The organism is Tenacibaculum aiptasiae (assembly GCF_965221665.1).
In the GTDB taxonomy this organism is placed as follows: domain Bacteria; phylum Bacteroidota; class Bacteroidia; order Flavobacteriales; family Flavobacteriaceae; genus Polaribacter; species Polaribacter aiptasiae.
The window spans coordinates 666,738-691,305 of the sequence record NZ_CBDCSN010000002.1; the positions used below are offsets into that span (position 1 = coordinate 666,738).

Below are 24,568 nucleotides of genomic sequence, written 5' to 3' on the forward strand. Positions count from 1 at the left end.
ATAAATAGCCGTCAAATATAGCCAAGAGAAATAAGAAATTTGCTTATTTTTTAAAAAAGTATAAATATAATTCATGTTTTTAACATATTAATGACCTAATCTATAGGCCGATGGTGTTCTTCCTTTTAGTTCTTTGAACTTTCTATTGAAATTAGATATGTTTTTAAAACCTGATTTTTCAGACACTTCTATTATTGAATAATCTTTATTTTGCAATAGTTTACATGCCTTTTCTATTCTAAGCTCATTTAAAAAAGTAAAATACGTTTTATTTGTTCTTTGCTTAAAATACCTACAAAAAGCATTGGTAGTCATATTGGCTACCTCAGATATATCCTCTAATTCTATCTTCTTGTTAAAGTTATTTAGTGTATAATCCATAACATCTCCCATTCGTTTACCTTCATTATCCGAATACTTCTTTTTATAAAAAAAAGACGAGAGAGGTTCAATTTCAGATTTTATGATAACATTAATCATCTTTATAAAAACAATGAACTTTACTAAATCCCTACTTTTTTGTAGCTTTAAAAAATATTTTTTTAATTTTTCTTTGTTTGCTTTTACTTTAAAACTGTTTTGTGAGTTCACAAAAAACGTAGTTAATTCTTTAAAATCATCGAGTTCAAAAAAATCTTTACCAAAAGATTCTTTTGTAAAAAAAAGCGATATCATGAATGATTTTTTAATTTTCGAAGTATCACTTTTAAAAACATGAGGTTGATTACCACCAATAACAAAAATATCTTCAGACTCATAATCATTAACCGTGTCTCCAATAATCAACGTTCCCTCACCTTTCACTATATAACATATTTGTATTTCTTTATGCTGATGAAGCTTATCATAAAAAGAATCGCCCCTATCTTCTTGGTAAATTAAACCTAGGTTTTTTGTTTTTGGTATTTCAAACGGTAGAACTTTCATGAGTAATATTTTACGCTAATCTATAACATATTAACCAATATAATACTAAATTAACAACATGTAGATAATATAGTATATGTAATAGTTAAAAAACAAACACACTCCTTTGGCAATCATATATAGATTTGCAATAAAAAAACAAAATGAGTATAAATTGGAAAGGCGTTATGCCTGCTGTAACAACAAAGTTTACAAACGAAGACACCTTAGATTTAAATATGTTTGAAGTGAATATCAAAGCACAATTAGATGCTCAAGTTCATGGAATTGTTTTAGGTGGTACATTAGGAGAGGCTAGTACATTATCAACAGAAGAAAAAAGAGAGTTAACCAAAACTACAGTTGATATTGTAAATGGTAAAGTTCCTGTATTAATGAATGTAGCTGAACAAACTACAAAAGGAGCTATTGAAGCTGCACAAAGAGCAGAAGAAGATGGAGCTAAAGGGCTTATGATGTTACCTCCTATGCGCTATAAATCTGGAGATAGAGAAACAGTTGAATACTTTAAAGCTGTAGCAAACAATACTTCGTTACCTATTATGGTTTACAATAACCCTGTAGATTATAAAGTGGAAGTTACATTAGATATGTTTGAAGATTTATTGGAATGTAAAAATATAGAAGCAGTAAAAGAATCAACTAGAGATATTTCTAACGTTACGAGGATTAAAAACCGTTTTGGTGATCGTTTAAAAATAATGACTGGTGTAGACACATTAGCTCTTGAAAGTTTATTAATGGGTGCTGATGGTTGGATTGCTGGTTTAGTATGTGCTTTTCCAAAAGAAACAGTAGCTATTTACGAATTACAAAAAGCAGGAAGAATACAGGAGGCATTAGAAATATACCGTTGGTTTTTACCTTTGTTAGAATTAGATATAAATTCTAAATTAGTCCAAAATATCAAATTAGCAGAAGTAGCAACAGGTATAGGTACAGAGAATGTTCGTGCGCCACGTTTACCATTAATTGGAGAAGAACGCAAACATGTATTAAATGTTATAGAAACTGGATTAAAGAACAGACCTACTTTGCCTGATTATAAAAACTTATAGAATGATAACAGGAAAAAATTATATAGGAGATACAATATCAGCAACAGGAAACAAAACATATACAACGTTTAACCCAGAGTTAAATAAAGAAAATGAAGTTGTTTACACTGAAGCAACTCAAGAAGAAATTAATGAAGCTGTTTCTTTAGCATCAAAGGCTTTTAAAGAGTATAGAAATGTTACAGGAAAACAAAAAGCAGCTTTTTTAAACGCTATTGCTGATGAAATATTAGCTTTAGATGATGAGTTAGTTAAAACTTATTGTTCAGAAACTGGATTGCCAGAAGGTCGTGCAAAAGGAGAAAGAGGAAGAACTGTATTTCAATTACGTTCTTTTGCTGACTTAGTAGCAGAAGGTTCGTGGGTAGAAGCTACAATAGATACCGCTATTCCAACAAGAGAACCTTTACCTAAATCAGATATAAGAAAAATAAATATTCCATTAGGACCTGTGGTTGTTTTTGGAGCTAGTAATTTTCCACTTGCTTATTCAACGGCTGGTGGTGATACAGCAGCTGCATTAGCAGCAGGTTGTCCAGTTATTGTTAAATCGCATCCCATGCATGCTGGTACTGGTGAATTAGTTGCCTCTGCTATAATAAAAGCAGCTCAAAAAACTAATATGCCAAAAGGTGTATTTTCAAACCTAAATTCAAGTGGAATTGAAGTTGGCCAACAATTAGTATCACACCCAGAAGTAAAAGCAGTTGGTTTTACAGGAAGTATACGAGGTGGAAGAGCTTTATTAGATTTAACAGCTAAAAGAGAAGAACCTATTCCTGTATTTGCAGAAATGGGAAGTATTAATCCTGTGGTTATATTACCAAAAGCATTACAAAACAGAGGTGAAACTTTAGCAAGTACTTATGCTGGTTCAATTACTTTAGGTACTGGGCAATTTTGTACAAATCCGGGATTAATTTTAGGAATTAAAGGTGAAGAACTAACAAATTTCACAAATGATTTAGCTTCTAAAATTGTAGAAATATCTCCTTCATTAATGCTACATCCAAATATTGTTGCTGCTTATGAAAGTAATAAGGAAAAAGCATTAGCACAAAGTGGATTAGTTGTCGTTGGTAAATATGAAAATGAAGTACAATCAAACTATGCAACACAGATTATTACTACTGTAGAAGGAGTTACATTTTTAGAAAACACAACATTACATCAAGAGGTGTTTGGTCCTTTTTCAATGGTAGTACAATGTGAAAATGCAGCTCAATTAGAAGAAATTATTTCTCAATTGGAAGGACAATTAACAGGAACTGTTATTTCTGATGAAAATGAAGTAGCTCAATATGGATCTGTTGTTTCAGCATTACAAAACAGAGTTGGACGTATTATATTCAATGGAGTTCCTACAGGTGTAGAAGTTTGTCCGTCTATGGTACATGGAGGTCCATATCCAGCGTCTACAGATAGTCGATTTACAGCAGTTGGAATTGGATCAATAAAACGTTGGGTACGTCCATTTAGTTATCAAGATTGGCCAAATGAATTATTGCCAGATGAACTAAAAAACGAGAACCCGTTGCAAATTTCACGTTCGGTTAACGGTATGTTAACAAAAAACGGTGTCAAATAGTAAATTTTAAGAATTTCTTTAGATAGTACAAAAAATCAAACCTTACTTTTGTCCTGTCTAGAGATTGAAACAATGCCAGCTTTATTTTTATAATAGAGGAATTTTTGAAGGGTTTTTTCTAAGAGAGAATACAAGCTGGCGCTTCAATTAAAGATGAGAAAGACTTTTTTTTGCGTCGATGCGCATACTTGTGGTAATCCAGTAAGAGTTGTTGCTGGTGGAGGACCAAATCTTATTGGTACCAACATGAGTGAAAAACGCCAACATTTTTTAAAAGAATACGATTGGATTCGTAAAGGTTTAATGTTTGAACCTAGGGGTCATGACATGATGAGTGGTTCTATCCTATTCCCTCCTCATAATCCAGAAAATGATTTTGCAATATTATTTATTGAAACATCTGGTTGCTTACCTATGTGTGGACATGGTACTATAGGAACTATAACTATTGCTATAGAGGAAGGCTTAGTTACTCCTAAAATACCTGGCAAAATTAAAATGGAAGCTCCAGCTGGTTTGGTTGAAATAGAATATCAACAAACAGGTAAAAAAGTAGATTGGGTTAGACTAACCAATGTTAAAAGTTATTTAGCTGCTGAAAATTTAACGGTTGATTGCCCTGAATTAGGAGAAATCACTTTTGATGTTTCTTATGGAGGAAACTACTACGCTATTGTTGATCCACAAAAAAACTTTAGTGGAGTTCATGATTTTACAGCTTCAAAAATTATTCAATATTCTCAGGTAGTTAGAGATAGAATTAATGAGAAATATCCAGATTTATTTATTCATCCAGAAAATGATACCATAAGAGATGTAACCCATATGCTTTGGACGGGTAATCCTTTAGATCCGACTTCTTCAGGACGTAATGCTGTTTTTTATGGCGACAAAGCTATTGACAGAAGTCCTTGTGGAACCGGTACATCAGCTCGTTTAGCTCAATTACATGCTAAAGGAAAACTTAAAACTGGAGAAGAGTTTATTCACGAAAGTTTTATTGGAAGTAAATTTATTGGAAGAGTAGAAAAAGAAACAACTTTAGCAGGGAAACCAGCCATCATTCCAAGTATACAAGGTTGGGCTAAAGTATACGGATATAACAACATTATTATTGACGATCAAGATGATCCATATGCACATGGATTCCAAGTAATATAAAATGAGTAAAAAAGTAGTAATTATTGGTGGTGGAATTATAGGTTTGTCTTCAGCATATTATTTACAAAAAGCTGGACATGAAGTAACAATTATTGATAAATCAGACTTTTCATCTGGAGCTTCTCATGTAAATGCAGGTATTATTACACCTAGTCATATTATTTCTTTAGCTGCTCCTGGTATGATTAACAAAGGAATAAAATGGATGTTTAGTTCTACAAGTCCTTTATCTATTAAACCTCGATTAGATCTTGACTTTTTTAAATGGTCATTACTTTTTAAAAAAGCTTCTACTCATAAAAAAGTACAGCAATCAATTCCAGTCATAAAAGACATAAATTTGTTTAGCAAAGAATTATATGAAAATATAAAAGCTTCTAATGACTTTGACTTCTTTTATCAAGACAAAGGCTTATTAATGTATTATAAGACAGACAAAGCAGGTGAAGAAGAATGGAATGTGGGAAAACAAGCTATTAAAGAAGGATTAAAAGTTGAAAACTTAACCAAAAAAGAAGTTCAAAAACTAGAACCTAATAGTAACTTAGATATTAAAGGAGCTGTGTACTATCATTCAGATGCACATATGACTCCAAATGAATTTATTTCACAATTAAAATTACATTTAGAAAAAAACGGAGTTACTTTTTTATCAAATGAAGAAGTCTTGAAAATTAATATTTCTAAGAATGAAGTAACCTCAATCGATACCAATAAACAAAACATATTGGCAGATGAATATGTTTTAGCAACAGGCTCTTGGACACAAGATTTAGCTAAGAAATTACAAATAAATATTCCTGTACAAGCAGGTAAAGGTTATCGAATTAATGTAAAAGAAGAAACTGGCATTTCAATTCCAGCAATTCTTATGGAAGCAAAAGTTGCCGTTACCCCAATGAATGGTTTTACTCGATTTGCAGGAACCATGGAAATTGGAGGCATTAATCATAAAATAAACCCAGCACGTGTTAAAACGATAGCCAATGCTGGCGAACAATATTATTCTGGCTTAAAAATAAATCAAGAAGACATTGACAACGCCGATTGTGGTTTACGACCTTGTTCTCCTGATGGTTTGCCATATATTGGGCGTTTATCTAAAGTTAAAAATGTTACCGTAGCAACTGGTCATGCTATGATGGGGTGGAGTTTAGGACCTGCAACTGGAAAACTAGTTTCAGAAATTATTTCGGATGAAAAACCTAGCCTGAACTTAACTCCTTTTAATGTAGAACGATTTGCTTAAAAGCATTTTTAAATTTATTAATTTTATCGAATGATTTCAGAAAAACTAGCAGCCTTAAGAAAAGAAATGCTTCTAAAAAAAATAGATGCATTTATTATTCCTTCAACAGATCCGCATCAATCAGAATATGTAGCTGATTATTGGAAATTACGAGAATACTTTTCTGGGTTTACTGGTTCAGCTGGAACATTGGTTGTTACACAAGATACAGCTGCACTATGGACAGATTCTCGTTACTTTTTACAGTTTGATGACGAATGCGGAAATACTGAAGTTAAACTTCACAAACAATCTATACCACACGCACCAGAACATGTAAAATGGCTTTGTAATTTGCTAAAAAACAATTCGGTTATAGGAATAGATTACCGTCAATTCTCTAAATCGCAAGTAGATTATATATTGAGTTTTACCAATGAAAAGCAAATTCAACTACAAAACGAGCCTCATTTTGCCAAACATATTTGGACAGACAGACCAAGTCTTCCAAATTTTGAAATAGATATACATCCTTTTGAATTTAGCGGAGAAACTACTACTTCAAAACTTTCAAAAGTTCAAGAAGAAATTCAAAAACAAAACGCCGATTTTTATTTCTTTTCTTCATTAGATGAAATAGCTTGGTTGTTTAACATTCGTTCTCGTGATGTTGATTTTACCCCCCTGGTTACTGCATATGCTTTAGTAGGAAAAGAAAAAACTTTTTTATTCTGTAATAAAAATAGATTTTCTCAATCTGCTATTACTGCTTTTGAAAAACTACATATTGAAATAGTTTCTTACGATTCAATTGCAACTATTTTACCTTCAGTAACCAATGATAAAAATATTATTACTGATTCTTCTTCTTTAAATTATGCTGTATTTGATGCCATAAATGGTAAATTCCAGTATCAAAACTCAATAGTTAAAGAGTTAAAAGCCATAAAAAACACTGTTGAAATACAAGGTGAAGAAAACTGTATGCTAAAAGACGGTGTAGCACTAACAAAATTCTTTATTTGGCTGGAAAAAGAATTAGAAAAAAAATCAATTTCTGAATACGAATTAGGAAAAAAACTAGAAAGTTTTAGACAACAACAAGAGTATTATGTTGGTGAATCTTTTGCTGCCATTGTTGGGTATAAAAAAAATGGCGCTATTATTCACTATACAGCACCAGAACAAGGTTCTTCTATAATAAAAAATGAAGGTATTTTATTATTAGATAGTGGCGCTCAATATAAAGACGGTACTACAGATATTACAAGAACTATTTGGTTAGGAGGTACTCCTTCTGAAAAAATTAAAACAGCATACACATCAGTTTTAAAAGGATATATTTCTTTAGAACAACAACAATTTCCTTTAGGAACTACAGGAACTCAAATTGATGCTTTTGCTCGTATGCATTTATGGCAAAACGGTTTAAACTACCCTCATGGAACTGGACATGGTATTGGAAGTTTTGGTATGGTACATGAGCCTGCCCAAGGTTTTGCTACTGGACCCACAACTGCTAGAGGTACAACTCCTCACTTAGCCAATCAATTTACAACCATAGAACCTGGCTGTTATGTTACCAATGAATTTGGAATTCGTATTGAAAACATTGTTCTTTCTGAAATAGTTCAAGAAACTGAATTTGGTACATTTTTAGGTTTTAGACCTTTAACTCTTTGTTACATAGACACACAACTAATCAATGTTGCTATGTTAACCAATAAAGAAATTGAATGGTTGAATTCTTATCATCAAGAAGTCATAAAAAAACTCACTCCTTTATTAAATAATAATGAAGTGAGTTGGTTACAAAACAAATGTAAACCTATAAAATTATCTTAGTATAAATCCGTCTTTCATTGGATCATTAGGATCTATTATAAAAGTTTGCTTTCCTGTAATATAAGCAGTTCCTTCTACTTGTGGTATTACTGATGTAAACGAACCATATTGGTCTTCTGAAACTACAGAACCTTTGAATACAGAGCCTGTTATACTTTCTATAGTCATAGTTTCTCCAAAGTCTATTTCTTTTCTAGCCTTATGTATTGCCATTCTTCCTGACACTCCTGATCCAGTAGGACAACGATCTACTTCACCTTCAGCAAAAATGCATACATTTCTACTATCATTACCTGACTCTTGTTTTGTATTATCGATAAAAATAGTTCCATATAAAAAGCTTAAATCTTCTTCATATGGATGTTTCACATCTTTATCTTCTTTCATTACCGCATGTTTAATATCCATTCCTTTGCTTATTAATTTTCGGTAAGAATTAGGAGTTAAATCAAAATCTAAATTATTTTTAGCCATATCAACATATGCATAAAAAGCACCTCCATAAGCTAAATCATATACTACCTCTCCTACTCCATCTACATTTACCTTTCTATCTAAACCTACAACAAAGCTAGGTACACAATGAAAACGAACACCTGTTACTTTTCCATCTTTTACATTTGCATATGATGTAATTCTACCACAAGGTGCATCTATTTTTAAAATATTATCACCCTCTTTTACATCTACCCAATTCATTTCTATTGCCAACGTAGAAATAGCTATAATGGCATGCCCGCACATTGTAGAATACCCTTCATTATGTAAAAACAGAATGCCAAAATCACCTTCATCATCATTAGGTGGTAATAAAATACAACCATACATATCTGCATGACCACGTGGTTCAAACATTAATGCTGTTCTTAAATGATCATAATTTTCTTTACAATATCTACGATATTCTAATACCGAATTTCCTTTTAATTCTGGAAATCCATCTACAATAACACGTAAAGGTTCTCCCCCAGTGTGCATATCAATAGTTTTGATTTGCAACCAATCTTCAGACGGATTGAACTCTGTTTTTGAAAGTATATTTTGGTATGTTTTACTCATTGGTATATTGATTGTAATAATAATTTGCAGCTGCTAAATCTTCCAGAGCATGCCCTACCGATTTAAAAACTGTTATTTCTGTTTCTGAAATTCTTCCTTTTTTCTGATCTGAACTTAACTCAAATAAATCTGCTTTGATTTCCTCCTCTTTAAGCGTTCCATTTTCCAATGGTATTACTATATCTCCGCTTTCTTTTAAACCTCCTTGAAAAGTATCTACAAATACCGTTGCTTTCGTTATCACATCATCGTCAGCTTCTCGCATATTCTTTTTATACGCTCCTACTAAGTCTATATGCTGTCCTTCTCTTATTAACTTACCTAAAACTAAAGGTGTTGCTGATAATGTTGCGCAAGAAATAATATCTACCTTTCCTATTTTCTCTTCAATAGTTTGAATGGCCGTTATAGAGAAGTTTTCTACTTGCAAACTATTAACTATACTAACAGCTTTTTCAAAATTCCTTCCCCAAACAAACACTTCTTTTATAGGTCTAACTGAAGCATGTGCTTTAATAAGATTTACTGATAAAGCTCCTGTACCAATCATTAATAAAGAACTTGAATTTTCTTTTGATAAAAATGTGGATGCCAAAGCTGAAGCAGCAGCCGTTCTTTTTACTGTTAAACTTTTTGCTTCTAAAATGGCTTTAATAGTACCTTTTAAAGCATCTAAATATATGTATGTCCCATTTATGGAAGGTAAATTAAATTGACCATTCTCCGGACTTACTGTTACTATTTTTACTCCTGCATTTTTATTGGGTTCCCAAGCTGGCATCAACAATAATGTAGAATCTGCTTCAACCTCTGGATTTGGAAAATCGTGATGATGCCTCATAGGAACAATCACATCTTTTTTAGAAAAGCTTTTTCTTAATTCAGCTATTAGCTCAGGAAAACTCGTATTTCCTTCAATAAAATCGCTACTTATTTGAATAATAGGGTTCATAGGATAAAAGTACATGTTTTTTAGTTTTTAAGAATATCTTACCCTAATACACATCAATATTTACATTAATATAGATAAAATAGTATCATATCGAGTTTTCTAAAGCCTTTAATTTTAACCAATAAATATTTGATTATGAAACTATTTAAATTTTTGCCTTTTCTTTTTCTAATAACTCTTCTTTCTTGTAAAGAAACAAAAGAGAAAAAGGAAATCACATTTAAAACCCAACTACAAAACTTATTTCCTAAAGCTCAAATAGACTCTATTAAAGTTAACGATCACTTTACTGATGCCTATCAAGTTGTTTTGGAACAAAATTTAAACCCTAAAAATCCATCAGAAGGAACTTTTAAACATTATATGTATGTTTCTCATGCCGATTATAAAAACCCAACAGTAATTATTACTGATGGTTATGCTTCAAGAAATAGAACTACTGAATTAAGCAAGCTTTTAAAAGGAAATCAGGTTATTGTTGAATATAGAATGTATGGAAAATCTAGACCCGACTCTATCCCTTGGAAATATTTAACCAACGATAATGCTATTGAAGATTATCATACTATTGTAAGCAAATTAAAAACCTTATACAAAGGAAAATGGTTGTCTTCAGGAATTAGTAAGGGAGGTGAAACTACGTTAATTTATAAATCTAAATATCCTAATGATGTTGATGTAGCTGTTCCGTATGTAGCTCCATTAATTAATGGTTTGGAAGATGAAAGAACTACAAACTTAATTAACTCTGTAGGTAGTGAAGAATGTAGAAACGCTATTAAAAACTTTCAAAGAGCTGTTCTAAAAAACAGAGTCGAAATACTTAATCATTTAACTTCTTATGCTGAAGAAAAGAAAATGAATTTTACTGAACTTTCTCAAGAGGAAGCTTTAGAATACTCTGTTTTAGAATTTCCTTTTTCATTTTGGCAATGGGGTGGAAAGTGCAATGAAATTCCTTCTGACAAAGCTAGTTCTAAAGAACTATTTGACTATTTGGTAAAAGTTTCTGGCTTTACTTTATATAGCGATTGGGGATTTGATTATTACCTTCCTTCTTTTTACCAACACATTAAAGAATTAGGATATTACGGTTTTGATTTAGAACCTGTAAAAGACTTATTAAAAGTTGTTAGCTCTTCATCTAACATGAGATTTGCTCCTAAAAATGTTGACCTATCATATAATGAAAATTATATCAAAGAGGTAAGAGATTTTGTTGAAAACAAAGGTAACAACATATTGTATATTTATGGTGCATACGATCCTTGGGGTGCTTGTGCTCCAAATCCAAAGCCTAATGTAGATGCTTTAAAAATGGTATTGGCTGATGCTGATCATGGCACAAGAATCAAACACTTTTCTAAAGAAGATCAAGAAAAAATTTACAACAAATTACAGGCTTGGCTAGGAAAAGATGTGAAACTATATCCTGTAAAATAGTTTGATACTCTTATTTTAGTTCAAAAAAAACACTTTAGAAAATTCTAAAGTGTTTTTTTATTTACTTATTTTTTATAATTCGCTATTCCTTTTTCTAGCCAATTAAAATATTCATCTGCATTAGGTGTATATGCCACTGGATCGATTAAGTTAGATTCATCGTGTGCCATTAATACATAAAATGGTTGTGAATTTGCTTTGTACTTAATAGTCTGCAATTCACTCCACTTTTGACCTATATACTTTAGTTTTTTTCCAGGGTTTAACTTAGAGTCTACAACTTCATTCTCTTCTAAAGGTCTTTTGTCATCTACGTAAAGAGAAATCAGTACTACTTTATTCTTTAAAACATCTAAAACTTTAGGCTTTACCCATACGTTTTGTTCCATTTTACGGCAATTAACACAAGCATGCCCTGTAAAATCGATCATAACTGGTTTTCCTACTTTTTTAGCATACGCTAATCCTTTATCATAATCGTGAAAAGCCATAATATCATGAGGAGGCATTAAGTGTGCTCCTTCTGGCAATCCACCATGATCATCATTTTGTTGGTTAGCAACACTCACTGTTGCTTGTTTTGTAAATCCAACTCCATATGGCGATTCACTATAATGTTGTGGTGGTGGAAAAGCACTAATTAAATTTAAAGGTGCTCCCCATAAACCTGGTATCATATATATAGTAAATGATAAAGCTACTAAACCTAAGCTTAATCTTCCTACTGAAATATGACTTTGTGGGCTATCGTGAGGTAATTGTATTTTTCCGAATAAATAAAATGCTAATGCTCCAAAAATTGCGATCCAAATAGCAATAAACACTTCTCTTTCTAATAAGTGTAGTTGTAATACTAAATCTGCATTTGATAAGAATTTAAATGCTAATGCTAATTCTAAGAATCCTAAAACAACTTTTACTGTATTTAACCATCCTCCCGATTTTGGTAATGAGTTTAACCAACCTGGGAATGCTGCAAATAAAGCAAATGGTAAAGCAATTGCCGATGAGAATCCTAACATTCCTACCACAGGTGCTATTCCTCCTTTTGTAGCTGCTTCTACTAATAGAGTTCCAACAATTGGCCCTGTACATGAAAACGATACAATTGCTAAGGCTAATGCCATGAAAAAGATTCCTATCAATCCTCCTCTATCTGCTTGTGAATCTACTTTTGTTGCCCATGAACTTGGCAATGTAATTTCAAATGCTCCAAGGAATGATACAGCAAAAATGATTAATATTAAAAAGAAAGCTATGTTAAACCATACATTAGTTGACAATGCATTTAACGCATCAGCTCCAAAAATTCCAGTTACTACATATCCTAACAATACATAAATTGCGATAATAGACAATCCGTAGATAATAGCATTTCTAATTCCTTTCGATTTACTCTTACTTTGTTTTGTAAAAAAGCTAACCGTCATTGGAATCATTGGAAATACACATGGTGTTAACAACGCTGCAAAACCTGATAAAAAGGCAATAATAAAAATACTTACTAAACCTTTCTTTTCTTTAGCTTTTCCGTCTTTAGTAGCTGCTTTTTTTGCTTCTCCTTTTTTGGTAGCCACAGTAGCTTTCTCTAAATCGAAAACTAAGTCTACTTCTTTAGGAGGTAAGCATTGCTCATCTGTACAAGCAATAAATTCAACAAAAGCATTTACCTTTTTTATTTGGCTATCTACTAATTCTATATTTTGTTCAAAAACAGCTTTTATAGCAAAGGATTTAATACTCATTCCTTCTTCATTAAAAAGCTTGGTAAACTTTAATTTACCTTTAGGTTCTGATGTATTTCCAAGTAATTTAATTTTACCTCCTTCATCATCGTATATAAAAGTAGTAGGGATTGGTCCTCCTTTTGGAACTTCCTGTGAATACAAAGTCCAACCTTGCTCAATTATGGCTTCGGCTTTTAACTTATAATTAGACTCTGATACTTTTTCTACTTTAGTTTTCCATTTTATGGGATTGAAAATTTGCCCTTTTACGCCAAAACTAATCGTAAAAAGGAGCAAGAATGCAAAAAGGTTCTTCATTTAAACTTTATTAAGGGGATAATTTTTTTAATTTACTGAAAAAGATAAATCTACTTCTTTAGGAGGCAAACAATTTGTACCTGAACATACCATGTACTCTACAGTTCCTTTGATTACAAATTTCTCTGTAGTTTTTAATCTTACTCGTTGTGTAAAAACAGCTTTCTTATCAAAGTATTTAACACGCATGTCAAACAACTTATCATCAACTTCATGTCCTTCTCCTTCTTTTGTATTTCCTTTTTTTAAGTAACGTTGGTCACCAACAAAAGAAAATAACGTAGGAATTGGACCTCCTTTTGGTATATTTTGCGAGTAAATATGCCAATCCTTTTCTAAACTTGCTGTAGCTACTAATTCAGCTTCTTTTTCTGAAATTTTCTTTACAGATGTAGTCCATTTAACAGGATTGTGGATTTGTCCGTACGACACGATACTTGTTAAGAATAACAATACTACTATTAATTTCCTCATTTTTATACAGTTAGTAGGTTTATAAAAATTTCGGTAAAAATAGCATCTTTATTTTTAATAACACGATTTCAGTAAATAAACTTTGTTTATAGTAAAAAAGAGCAACCATTTCTGATTACTCTTAATTGTTAGTGTTTAATAGACTTTGTTAGTCTTTTCACCCTTAAAAAACTACTAACATTCACCTTTATTAAAGACGTTATATTTTACACATCCTTACCATTCCATTCGAGTTTCTTTTAAATTTCTAAAAGTTTTTCCATGACGCATAAAGCTAGTTCGTGGAATTCCAAAAGAAAAATATTTAGTTCCATTAAAATTTATCATGGCTTCTAAGTAAAGACCATTTTTTGTTAGTGGAACGGTAACCAAATTAGTAGTAAAATTCTCATCATCTGCTACAAATAAAGTTAAATCGGCGCCTCCAAATAAAACAGAAGCTATAGATTCTGGTATTTGTACTTGAACCTCATCTACTGTTCCTGTTTCTTTTAGTAACCAATTACGGCTTATTTTTTGTAAAAAAAACAGCAGGTATACCTGCATTAACCATGGTTATACTTCCATTATTATTTCCCCATACTAAGAAATCTTTATTATTCGTAAAAGTATTTGTGTTAGCTGCATTTGTTGCAACTACACTTCCTAATCCTATAGCAACTAACGCATCAACATTTACTGATTTTGATTGTTTTTGATGCAATGCTGAAGACTCATCTCTACCAACTCCTGCTATATCATGGATATATGCTGAATTTACTGTTGCATCCCAAATAACTGTTCCATCACTTGCTAAATAGTTTGTTGGTGTTGATTGATTTAACGTAATTCCATATTTTACCGCGTTATAGCTATTAACTCGTTGTCTTTCTGTACTAGAAAGTACTTTATTATATAAAATTACTTCACTAATATCTCCCGTAAAAGTTTCATTCTCTACTGCTCCAATATATACTCCGTTGGTTGACGGAAAAGAAAAATCTGTTGTATTTACCGATGATGATGCTTTAAATTCACCGTTAAATTGAATTCCCCAATTATTATTAGCACTATGTGTCCCATAAATATTCCAATCAGCCAAATTCACTGGACTTCCAACGACTCCTGTAACTCCTGTTTTTGCATCGACAATTGCATTAGTTACTGGATTAAACCCTAAACGATCTGTAGTAAAAGATCCTTGATAAAGTCTGCTTTGTTGGTCTGGGTAGTAAAAATCTCTTGCTGAACTTGCTGCTCCAAAATCATAGGGATGCCCATTACTTACCCCTGGTGCTGGAGTAATATTACTTTTACTTACTGTAATTGCTTCTGCTGCTGAATAAGTACTTGAGAAAAACTTATGTACATTACTTAATGAAAAGTAATCACCTCCATCAAATCTAATTGCTGGATTGTAACTTACATTAAACAAGAAAAAAGAAGGGTCACCAGTAACAACACTCGCGTCTCTTTTGAAAGTTGATTGATCTTTCCACTCTGTAACTATTGTATTTCCTACTGTACCTACATTGGCTTTTAACCAAAATCCTAAGCCAGTTTTTACCCCTCCTGGTGCTACTATATCTCTGTAGTCAACATCATCAACTTCATCAGAATTGGGTAATGTTGTTGGGTCGTTTAAGCTACCATTTACATCTGCGTATGTTGGATTCGCCGTTACTCCACCTTCTACGCTATCTCCTTCTTCTTGATTATCTGAATCTAAATCTAAATAATCTGGATCATCAGTACCATCTGTATTTACAGGTGTTAAACCTCCTAAATATGCTGAATTTAACCCACTATTTGCAGCATATGTTGCAGGACTATCTGCGTTTGGTGCTATATAACCTGCTGTAGTCTGTGCTTCTACATTATCGGGAATTCCATCTCCATCAGAATCTAAATCTAAATGATTGGGAATTCCGTCTCCATCCGGATCGAGATTGAAACTTCCTATAAAAGTAATTTCTCTGTCATTATACCCAACATTTTGCACATTTAAATTTGTTAGTACCCCAACTTGAAAAGTTCCATTCCCATTTCCTTTATAAAAAACTGTATAATTTGAATGTTGAGATATCAAAACTATATCTAAAATACCATCTTTATCTCTGTCTACTAAAAACGTATTTTCTGCAATACCAATTCCTACATCTTGAATATTTAGAGTTGACAACACTCCATTTTGAAAGCTTCCATCTCCATTTCCTTTATAAAAAACCGCTTCATTTGTTTGTGAAACCCAAATTATATCTAAAATACCATCACTATCTAAATCTCCCGAAAGTGACGTGTTTTCTACATCAAAAACACCTCCTACATTTGGTACATTTATATTCGTTACCACCCCATCTTGAAAAGTTCCGTTCCCATTACCTTTATAAAAAACTGTACGGTTCGATTCAGTCATCATATATATATCCATGATACCGTCATTATCTGCATCACCTGTATAGGTAACTTCCCATACATTACTCCCTACATCTGGAACATTTATAGGTGTTGTTACCGCATTTTGAAAAGTACCATCTCCATTTCCTTTGAAAAAATTACTTTGGTTCCATTCTATCAACCAAAATATATCTAATATGTTATCTCCATCTACGTCTTTTAAAAACGCAAATTCTATTCCTTCACTACCAACATTGGGGATATTAATATTTGTTATTACTGCATTTTGAAACGTACCATTACCATTTCCTTTGTAAAAAATGATTCTATTTTCAACCTCTGAAACAAAAATTATATCTAAAAGATCATCAGAATCTACATCTCCTATAAAAGTATTTTCTTGATTTGTTGTTCCCGCATTAGGTACATTCATACTTGTAACCAATCCTTCTTCATATTTCGTATTATCTATCCCTTTATAAAAGATTGTTTGATTAAATTCTTCTGAAATCCAAACTATATCTACTGGATCTTCTTCTACATCTAAAATTCCATCATTATCGTCATCTATATCAATACTATCTATAACACCATCACCATCAGTATCTTGTGAATAACCTATATGTACTATGTTAATTGAAAATAATATGCATAAAAATATTAAGAGATTTACTCGTTTCATCTTGTTATGTTTTTATTGTTAAGGGCAATATCAACTACTCTAAACTTTCTTGCCTTATTGCCTGCGACTTGTTTGTTAGTTATTATAATAGTAAGCAGCTGCGACTTCTGCTTCTAATAACTCCTGAAATATTAACAGAAGTCTCCATACCAACACTATTAGGCAGATGAGCATATAATTCCTGTATATCGTTAATCAAATACCTATTCAGACATACAGAACTTTATTAGTTATTCTCTTTCCTACATTCCTAATTCATTGGTTTTAATGTTTCATAATTCTATTTTTATAAATCATTTATTCTAAGTAAATAATTTTTTTTGTTTAATAATTATTTACCATTCCATTCTAGTTTCTCGAAGGTTTTTAAACGTTTTCCCATGACGCATGAAGTTAGTTCTAGGTATTCCAAAAGAAAAATATTTAGTTCCGTTAAAATTTACTTTTGCCTCCTGAAAAACACCATTTTTCACAAAAGGTACAGTTACCAAATTGGTGGTAAAATTCTCATCATCTGCTACGAATAATGTTAAATTATCTGTATTACCAAATAATGCAGTTCCTAAAGCATCTGGAATTTGTAACAAAACCTCTTCAACTGTTCCTGTTTCTTTTACCAGCCAATTACGATTAATTTTTTCTGCAAAAGCAACAGATATTCCCGAATTAACCATTGTTGTACTTGCATTATTATTTGCCCATACCAAGAAATTTTTATTATTTGTAAAAGTATTTGTATTCGCAGCATTGGATGCAACAACACTTCCTAAACCTATAGAAACCAAAGCATCTACATTTACTGATTTGGATTGTTTTTGATGTAAAGCAGAAGCCTCATCTCTACCAATACCCGCGATATCATGAGCATATGATGAATTTACAGATGTATCCCATATAACTGTTCCATCACTTGCAACATAATTTGTTGGAGTTGTTTGATTTAAAGTTATCCCATATTTTACTGCATTATAACTATTTACTCGATGTCTTTCCGTATTAGAAAGCACTCTACTATACAATATTATCTCACTAATATCTCCTGTAAAATTCGTATTCTGTGCAGCTCCTATATAAACTCCATTAGTTGTTGGAAAAGAAAAATCAGTAATATTTACTGTTGTTGATGTTTTAGACTGTCCGTTAAACTGAATTCCCCAATTATTAGCTGCACTATGCGTACCATAAATATTCCAATTAGCTAAATTTAAAGGGTCTCCAGTTACTAGTGCACCTGCTTTTGAATCAATTACCGCATTAGTTGTTGTATTAAAAGCTAAACGATCTGTTGTAAAAGACCCTTGATAAAGTACACCTTGTTGGTCTGGATAATAATATCCCCTAGCAGAGTTTGCCCCTCCAAAATCATATGGATGACCATTATCTGTTCCTGAAGAATTACTTTTTGCTACACTAAAAGCTTCAGCAGCTGTATAATTAGTTGGAAAAAACTTATGCTCAGTATTCAAAGTAAAATAATCGTTCCCATCAAATCTAATTGCAGGATTATAACTCAAATTAAATTGAAAAAATGTAGGATCTCCTGTAACTACACTAGCATCTCTTTTAAAAGTTGATTGATCTTTCCATTCTGTAAGAGTTGAGCTACCTACTGTACCTACATTTGCTTTCAACCAAAATCCTAACCCTATTTTTACACCTCCAGGCGCAACGATATCTCTATAATCAACATCATCTATACCATCTGAATTTGGTAATGTTATAGGGTTGTCTATACTACCGTTTACATCTGCATAAGTTGGATTTGCAGTTACACCTCCTTCTACACTATCACCTTCTTCTTGATTATCTGAATCTGTATCAATAAAATCTGGCGTATCAGTTCCATCAGTATTTACAGGTCTTAAACCTCCTGTTAAATATGCAGAATTTAATCCTCTATTGGTTATATATGTTGCAGGACTGTCAGCATTTGGAGCTATATAACCCACTGTAGTCTGAGCTTCTACATTATCTGGAATACCATCATTATCAGAATCCAAATCTAAATGATTAGGAATACCATCACTATCAGGATCTAAATTAAAACTTCCCATAAAAGCAACTTCTTTAAAACTCACCCCTACATTCTGTATTTCACGGCTTGTTATTACTCCATCTTGAAAAGTTCCATTACCATTTCCTTTATAAAAAATAGTTTGATCAAAGGCTTCTGTTATAAAAATGACATCTAAAGTTCCATCTGCATCTGCATCTCCAATAAATGTGTTTTGAGCATTACTATACCCGACATCATGAACATTTACAAATGTTGTTACCCCTCCTTGGAAAGTACCATCGCCATTCCCTTTATAAAAAGTACTTTGATCTGTTTCTGAAATCCAAATAATATCTATATTCCCATCGTTGTCTACATCTCCTGTAAGTGTAGCATCTGCTGCATCATCCATTCCCCCAACACTAGGTATATTAACAATTGTTATGGTACCATTTTGGAAAGTTCCATCTCCATTTCCTTTATAAAAGGTAATTTGATTGCTCTCAGACACTGAATAAATATCCACTTTACCATCATTATCTAAATCATTTGCAAATGAGACTTTTGAATTACTATATCCTACTTCTGGTACATTAAGTGTTCCTGTTAGTGCATTTTGAAAGGTTCCGTCTCCATTTCCTTTATAAAAAATAGATTGATTCCAATCTGCTATCCAAAAGATATCCAAAAAACCATCGCCGTCCGCATCTTTTAAAAACCCGTTTTCCCCTCCAGCACTTCCCATGTTAGGAATATTCATATTAGTTACTAAAGCCGGTAAGAAAGTTCCATCTCCTTTTCCCCTATAAGTTATAGTTCTATTTTCTGCCTCTGAGACAAACACTATATCCAAAAAATGATCATTATTTATATCTCCAATGAATGTATTCTCTAGATTTGTTATCCCTACATTAGGCACATTTATATTTTCTACCATTCCTGTAGCAAAAGTTCCATTGGAAGTATCTCCCCTATAAAAAATGGTTTGATTAAATTGTTCTGAAATCCAAACTACATCAAGAGGACTTTCTACTATATCTAAAATACCATCATTATCATCATCTATGTCTTGGCTATCAAGAACTCCATCTCCATCCGTATCTTGAGAATAACCACTATGTATACTACCCATGAAGAGTAGTATACTTAATAGTACTATATATTTTATCTGTTTCACAATTCTTTTATTTATTGTAGTTCAACGTAATATCACCTACTCTTACTTTTTTAGTAGCATCACCAGCAGCACTTGTTAGTTTTAGTAAAATAACGGCTGTATTTCCTGCTGTCATAGCACCAGGGTTTAAGTTTGCTGTAGTCCATGCTGCTGAAGAAGCCGCTGCGATGGTACCTAAAGCTGTTCCATTTTCTAAAAACATTGTTGCACTGAATGTTGAAGTACCTTCTGCTTGGTAATCAATTACAATTGGATTTGTTGCATCCCAAGAAGTAAAATCGTTTGGTAATGTAAATCGAACCACCACATCATAATCTTGAGCTGTTGCTTCTCCACTTGACCATTCATAGAAATTCATATAATTACCTGTAGCTCCAGTATTATCAGAAGTCATGACACCTAAATTATTTGTTCCATCTGCATATAATGTAGCTCCAGCGTATTCTGCACTTAATACTTCTTTTACAGTATTATTTACAGTTCTCCACTCTACATCAGTTCCCGCAGCATTTGTCATTAATACTTGATTTGCTGTTCCGTTAGCAATCTTAGCAACTGTTACATTTTTATCTGCTATATCATCTGTTTTTACTTCTCCATTTTTAATATCCTCAGATAAAATCGTTTCGTTTAGAATTTTATTAGTAGTTACTGCATCTGTCTTAATATTAATTGTTACATCTTTTAGTAAAGCAGTTGCTCCATCGGTTGAGACATCTAAATCTGTAGATGTTAATGCTTTTCCTGCTATATTATCTAATGCTGATAATGGTACTGTTGCCGTATTTCCATCTTCTAACGTAATACTTAAGTTACTTCCTACAACACCAAAATTTGTTATTGTTTGATCATCTGTATTGTCTAAGAATGGTGTTAAATTTACTGTTCCGCCATCTTCCAATGTTAAGATATTTCCTGTTGCTAATGTTAAAGCTTGATCGTCTGTTCCTGCTGCTGCTAATACTGTTGAAAAATCTACCGTTTGTGTTCCACCATCTTCTAAAGTAACAGTTAATATTCTTGTTGTATTATTAAGCGTTGCTGTGATTGCCTGATCATCCGTATTGTCTAAGAATGGTGTTAAATTTACAGTCCCTCCATCTTCTAAGGTTAAGATATTTCCTGTTGCCAAGGTTAAAGCTTGATCGTCTGTTCCTGCTGCTGCTAATACTGTTGAGAAATCTACTGTTTGAGTTCCGCCATCTTCTAGCGTAATAGTTAATATCCTTGTTGTATTATTAAGCGTTGCTGTGATTGCTTGATCATCCGTATTGTCTAAGAATGGTGTTAAATTTACAGTTCCTCCATCTTCTAAGGTTAAGATATTTCCTGTTGCCAAGGTTAAAGCTTGATCGTCTGTTCCTGCTGCTGCTAATACAGTTGAAAAATCTACTGTTTGAGTTCCGCCATCTTCTAGCGTAATAGTTAATATTCTTGTCGTATTATTAAGCGTTGCTGTGATTGCTTGATTATCCGTATTGTCTAAGAATGGCGTTAAATTTACTGTTCCGCCATCTTCTAAGGTTAAGATATTTCCTGTTGCTAAGGTTAAAGCTTGATCGTCGGTATTTACACCTGCAGCAATAGTCGCTAATGGTACTGTTGCCGTGTTTCCATCTTCTAACGTAATGCTTAAATCTGTTCCTACAATACCAAAATTAGTTACTGTTTGATCATCTGTATTTACACCTGCTGCAATTGTTGCTAATGGTACCGTTGCAGTGTTTCCATCTTCTAACGTAATACTTAAGTTAGTTCCTACTATACCAAAATTAGTTACCGTTTGATCATCCGTATTTACACCTGCAGCAATTGTTACCAATGGTACTGTTGCAGTGTTTCCATCTTCTAACGTAATGCTTAAATCTGTTCCTACAATACCAAAATTAGTTACCGTTTGATCATCTGTATTCACACCTGCTGCTATATTAGCTAATGGTACACTTACAGTGTTATTTGCGCTATCGGTGATTACTAAATTTGTTCCTACTACTGCAAAACTTGAGTTAGTTGTATTTGTATCAACTCCTGTTGCTATTGTTGATAATGGTACAGTTGCGGTATTTCCATTTTCTAAAGTAATGCTTAAGTTGCCGCTTGATACACTAAAGTCTGTTATTGTTTGATCATCGGTTCCTGCTGCTGCTAATACAGTTGAGAAATCTACCGTTTGTGTTCCGCCATCTTCTAGCGTAATAGTTAATATTCTTGTTGTATTATTAAGCGTTGCTGTGATTGCTTGATCATCCGTATTATCTAAAAATGGTGTTAAATTTACTGTTCCGCCATCTTCTAAGGTTAAAATATTTCCTGTTGCTAATGTTAAAGCTTGATCATCGGTTCCTGCGGCTGACAATACTGTTGAAAAATCTACCGTTTGCGTTCCACCATCTTCTAAAGTAACAGTTAATATTCTTGTTGTATTATTAAGCGTTGCCGTAATTGCTTGATCATCTGTATTATCTAAAAACGGAGTTAAATTTACTGTTCCACCATCTTCTAAGGTTAAGATGTTTCCAGTTGCTAAAGTTAAAGCCTGATCATCGGTATTTACACCTGCTGCAATAGTAGCTAAAGGTACTGTTGCCGTGTTTCCATCTTCTAACGTAATGCTTAAATCTGTTCCTACAATACCAAAATTAGTTACTGTTTGATCATCCGTGTTCACACCTGCTGCAATAGTAGCTAATGGTACCGTTGCCGTGTTCCCATCTTCTAACGTAATACTTAAGTTAGTTCCTACTATACCAAAATTAGTTACTGTTTGATCATCCGTATTTACACCTGCAGCAATGGTAGCCAATGGTACAGTTGCAGTATTCCCATCTTCCAAGGTGATGCTTAAATCTGTTCCTACAATACCAAAATTAGTTACCGTTTGATCATCTGTGTTCACCCCCGCTGCTATAGTAGCTAATGGTACTGTAGCAGTATTTCCATCTTCTAACGTAATACTTAAATTAGTTCCTGAAACACTAAAATCTGTTACTGTTTGATCATCTGTATTTACACCTGCAGCAATGGTTGCTAACGGTGTACTCACTGTATTTCCTGCACTGTCTGTGATTACTAAATTTGTTCCTACTACTGCAAAGCTTGTATTAGTAACTGTAGTATCTACTCCTGCTTTTATACTTGCTAATGGAACTGTTGCTGTGTTTCCATCTTCTAACGTAATACTTAAATCTGTTCCTGAAATACTAAAATCTGTTATCGTTTGATCATCTGTATTTACACCCGCAGCAATGGTTGCTAACGGTGTACTCACTGTATTTCCTGCACTGTCTGTGATTACTAAATTTGTTCCTACTACTGCAAAGCTTGTATTAGTAACTGTAGTATCTACTCCTGCTTTAATACTTGCTAATGGTACACTCACATTATTTCCTGCACTGTCTGTGATTACTAAATTTGTTCCTACTACTGTAAAGCTTGTATTAGTAACTGTAGTATCTACTCCTGCTTTAATACTTGCTAATGGAACTGTTGCTGTGTTTCCATCCTCTAACGTAATGCTTAAATCTGTTCCTGAAATACTAAAATCTGTGATTGTTTGATCATCTGTATTCACACCCGCAGCAATAGTAGCTAATGGTACAGTCGCGGTATTTCCATTTTCTAAGGTGATACTTAAATTAGTTCCAACTATACTAAAATTTGTTATCGTTTGATCGTCTGTATTTACACCTGCTGCAATGGTTGCTAATGGTGTACTCACTGTATTTCCTGCACTGTCTGTGATTACTAAATTTGTTCCAACAACTGCAAAGCTTGTATTAGTAACTGTAGTATCTACTCCTGCTTTTATACTTGCTAATGGAACTGTTGCTGTGTTTCCATCTTCTAACGTAATACTTAAATCTGTTCCTGAAATACTAAAATCTGTAATTGTTTGATCATCTGTATTTACTCCCGTTGCAATGGTAGCTAATGGTACAGTCGCGGTATTTCCATTTTCTAAGGTGATACTTAAATTAGTTCCTACGATACTAAAATTTGTTATCGTTTGATCGTCTGTATTTACACCTGCTGCAATAGATGCTAAGGGTGTACTTACAGTATTTCCTGCACTGTCTGTAATTACTAAATTTGTTCCAACAACAGCAAAGCTTGTATTAGTTGTATTGGTATCTACAACCCCACCTGTAATATCAGTTAAAGGAACACTAACACTATTTCCATCCGAATCAGTAAGCTTTAAATCCGTTCCATCTTTTGTTAAACTAACATTTGTTGTATTGTGAGTTAAGGTATTAACCTCATCTGCAGTTACTAATCTATTCCACTTATTATTAAGCCAATAATAGTATCCTTGTTGTAATCCCGATACGACTGAAGTGTTATAAACAGTAAGACCTTCTACATTTCCAGAAGTTATTGTTGAAGTATCTGTTAACGATGTTAAAGCCACTTTAGGTATCAATAACCCTTTGTTATTTGATACAATTTCTAATTGAGCCGATTTATTTGGTGCTACAGTACCAATACCTACTTGTCCGTAGATACTACTTCCAATTAGAAGGGCTAATATTTGTACTTGTTTTTTCATAATTATAA

At 32.8% G+C, this 24,568-nt stretch carries 15 protein-coding genes; 6 read left to right on the top strand and 9 right to left on the bottom strand.

Annotated features, from left to right (window positions below; translation table 11 throughout):
- Nucleotides 1-87: 87 nt before the first annotated feature.
- Nucleotides 88-927: an AraC family transcriptional regulator gene (locus tag ACOQN8_RS03370; protein ID WP_420551603.1), complete on the bottom strand. Its 840-nt coding sequence runs from the start codon at nt 925-927 to the stop codon at nt 88-90.
- A 143-nt stretch (nt 928-1,070) separates the two neighbouring features.
- Here ACOQN8_RS03370 and ACOQN8_RS03375 point away from each other — a divergent pair, with 143 nt between their 5' ends.
- The 5 genes from ACOQN8_RS03375 to ACOQN8_RS03395 all read left to right on the top strand — a co-directional run bounded on the left by ACOQN8_RS03375 (nt 1,071) and on the right by ACOQN8_RS03395 (nt 7,807).
- Entirely contained in the window at nt 1,071-1,985 is a 915-nt protein-coding gene (locus ACOQN8_RS03375; RefSeq protein WP_420551604.1) for a dihydrodipicolinate synthase family protein, read from the top strand.
- Between the two features lies 1 nt (nt 1,986).
- Nucleotides 1,987-3,573, top strand: coding sequence for an aldehyde dehydrogenase (NADP(+)) (locus ACOQN8_RS03380; protein ID WP_420551605.1), 1,587 nt, complete (start codon nt 1,987-1,989; stop codon nt 3,571-3,573).
- A 153-nt stretch (nt 3,574-3,726) separates the two neighbouring features.
- On the top strand, nt 3,727-4,734 hold the full coding sequence (locus ACOQN8_RS03385; protein WP_272151716.1) for a 4-hydroxyproline epimerase: 1,008 nt from the start codon (nt 3,727-3,729) through the stop codon (nt 4,732-4,734).
- Between the two features lies 1 nt (nt 4,735).
- Nucleotides 4,736-5,983: an NAD(P)/FAD-dependent oxidoreductase gene (locus ACOQN8_RS03390; protein ID WP_420551606.1), complete on the top strand. Its 1,248-nt coding sequence runs from the start codon at nt 4,736-4,738 to the stop codon at nt 5,981-5,983.
- A 30-nt stretch (nt 5,984-6,013) separates the two neighbouring features.
- On the top strand, nt 6,014-7,807 hold the full coding sequence (locus tag ACOQN8_RS03395) for an aminopeptidase P family protein (protein WP_420551607.1): 1,794 nt from the start codon (nt 6,014-6,016) through the stop codon (nt 7,805-7,807).
- Here ACOQN8_RS03395 and ACOQN8_RS03400 read toward each other — a convergent pair.
- Together ACOQN8_RS03400 and lhpI are read right to left on the bottom strand one after the other, a co-directional pair.
- The gene (locus ACOQN8_RS03400) at nt 7,799-8,866 is read right to left on the bottom strand and encodes a proline racemase family protein (RefSeq protein ID WP_420551608.1); all 1,068 of its coding nucleotides are present in this window, start codon (nt 8,864-8,866) and stop codon (nt 7,799-7,801) included. The genes ACOQN8_RS03395 and ACOQN8_RS03400 overlap by 9 nt on opposite strands.
- On the bottom strand, nt 8,859-9,833 hold the full coding sequence (gene lhpI / locus ACOQN8_RS03405) for a bifunctional Delta(1)-pyrroline-2-carboxylate/Delta(1)-piperideine-2-carboxylate reductase (RefSeq protein WP_420551609.1): 975 nt from the start codon (nt 9,831-9,833) through the stop codon (nt 8,859-8,861). The genes ACOQN8_RS03400 and lhpI overlap by 8 nt, the downstream gene beginning before the upstream one ends.
- Before the next feature lie 120 nt (nt 9,834-9,953).
- Here lhpI and ACOQN8_RS03410 point away from each other — a divergent pair, with 120 nt between their 5' ends.
- On the top strand, nt 9,954-11,261 hold the full coding sequence (locus tag ACOQN8_RS03410; RefSeq protein ID WP_420551610.1) for a S28 family serine protease: 1,308 nt from the start codon (nt 9,954-9,956) through the stop codon (nt 11,259-11,261).
- Between the two features lie 65 nt (nt 11,262-11,326).
- Here the strand turns inward: ACOQN8_RS03410 and ACOQN8_RS03415 are convergent, their stop codons facing one another.
- From ACOQN8_RS03415 to ACOQN8_RS03440, 6 genes are all read right to left on the bottom strand, one after another.
- Nucleotides 11,327-13,306 carry a protein-disulfide reductase DsbD family protein gene (locus ACOQN8_RS03415; protein WP_420551611.1) on the bottom strand — a complete coding sequence of 660 codons (1,980 nt, stop codon included), beginning with the start codon at nt 13,304-13,306 and terminating at the stop codon, nt 11,327-11,329.
- 27 nt (nt 13,307-13,333) lie between these two features.
- On the bottom strand, nt 13,334-13,780 hold the full coding sequence (locus ACOQN8_RS03420) for a protein-disulfide reductase DsbD domain-containing protein (RefSeq protein WP_420551612.1): 447 nt from the start codon (nt 13,778-13,780) through the stop codon (nt 13,334-13,336).
- Between the two features lie 216 nt (nt 13,781-13,996).
- Nucleotides 13,997-14,326, bottom strand: coding sequence for a hypothetical protein (locus ACOQN8_RS03425; protein WP_420551613.1), 330 nt, complete (start codon nt 14,324-14,326; stop codon nt 13,997-13,999).
- A complete protein-coding gene (locus tag ACOQN8_RS03430) occupies nt 14,283-16,838 on the bottom strand; it encodes an FG-GAP repeat domain-containing protein (RefSeq protein ID WP_420551614.1) in 2,556 nt (851 codons plus the stop codon). Before ACOQN8_RS03430 ends, ACOQN8_RS03425 begins: the two co-directional genes overlap by 44 nt.
- A gap of 335 nt (nt 16,839-17,173) precedes the next feature.
- Nucleotides 17,174-19,966, bottom strand: a complete 2,793-nt coding sequence (locus tag ACOQN8_RS03435) for an FG-GAP repeat domain-containing protein (protein ID WP_420551615.1) — start codon at nt 19,964-19,966, stop codon at nt 17,174-17,176.
- 52 nt (nt 19,967-20,018) lie between these two features.
- Nucleotides 20,019-24,560 carry a beta strand repeat-containing protein gene (locus tag ACOQN8_RS03440; protein ID WP_420551616.1) on the bottom strand — a complete coding sequence of 1,514 codons (4,542 nt, stop codon included), beginning with the start codon at nt 24,558-24,560 and terminating at the stop codon, nt 20,019-20,021.
- Nucleotides 24,561-24,568 lie beyond the last annotated feature (8 nt).